Annotated in this window: 1 protein-coding gene; it reads right to left on the minus strand. The window is 51.1% G+C overall.

The features are described from left to right. The coding region (gene secY / locus SO140_RS45940) for a preprotein translocase subunit SecY (RefSeq protein WP_498544199.1) at positions 1-1,223 on the minus strand (1,223 nt) is incomplete at both ends.

Here is a 1,223-nt window from a genome sequence, read left to right on the forward strand (position 1 = left end):
GATCAGTAGCGAGGTACCACCAAAGTAGAATGGTACTTTCATTGCATCACGCATGAACTCCGGGATCAGGCAGATGAAAGTAATGTACATCGCGCCCACCAGGGTTAAACGCGTCATTACTTTATCGATATACTTCGCCGTTTGCTCTCCCGGACGAATTCCTGGTACGAAGGCACCGGACTTCTTCAGGTTATCTGCTGTCTCACGCGGGTTGAAAACCAACGCCGTGTAGAAGAAACAGAAGAAGATGATTGCAGACGCATAGAGTAACACATAAAGCGGTTGCCCTGGCTGCAAATACAGCGAAATCGTAGTCAGCCAGTTCCAACCGGTACCGCCCCCAAACCATGATGCAATCGTGGCCGGGAACAGAATAATGCTGGAAGCGAAAATCGCCGGGATAACACCCGCCATGTTCACTTTCAACGGTAAATGTGTACTCTGTGCTGCATAAACACGACGACCTTGTTGACGCTTCGCATAGTTAACGACGATACGACGTTGACCACGCTCGATGAAAACAACGAAGAAGGTTACTGCAAACACCAATACTGCAACCAACAGCAGCAGGAGGAAGTGCAGGTCGCCTTGCCGCGCTTGCTCGATAGTATGGGCCACTGCCGGCGGGAGCCCCGCTACAATACCCGCGAAGATAATGATCGAGATACCGTTGCCGATACCGCGCTCAGTAATCTGCTCACCCAGCCACATCAGGAACATTGTCCCGGTTACCAGGCTCACAACCGCAGTAAAGTAGAATGCAAAGCCTGGATTTAACACCAGGCCCTGCATACCAGGCATATTCGGCAGACCGGTAGCAATACCAATCGACTGGAATATGGCCAATACCAGCGTACCGTAACGGGTGTACTGGCTAATCTTGCGACGGCCAGCCTCCCCTTCTTTCTTGATTTCCGCCAACGCTGGATGAACCACCGTCAGCAGCTGGATAATGATCGATGCCGAGATATACGGCATGATCCCCAAAGCAAAGATAGAAGCACGGCTGAGGGCACCACCAGAGAACATGTTAAACATTTCAATGATAGTGCCTCTCTGCTGCTCAAGCAATTTGGCAAGCACAGTGGCATCGATACCAGGAATCGGAATGAAAGAGCCGATGCGGAAGACAATCAGCGCGCCGATGACAAACAAAAGTCTGCGCTTCAGCTCGCCGAGCCCGCCTTTAGCACTTTGAAAATCTAATCCTGGTTGCTTAGCCA

The sequence above is a fragment of the Bradyrhizobium sp. UFLA05-108 genome, assembly GCF_059803455.1.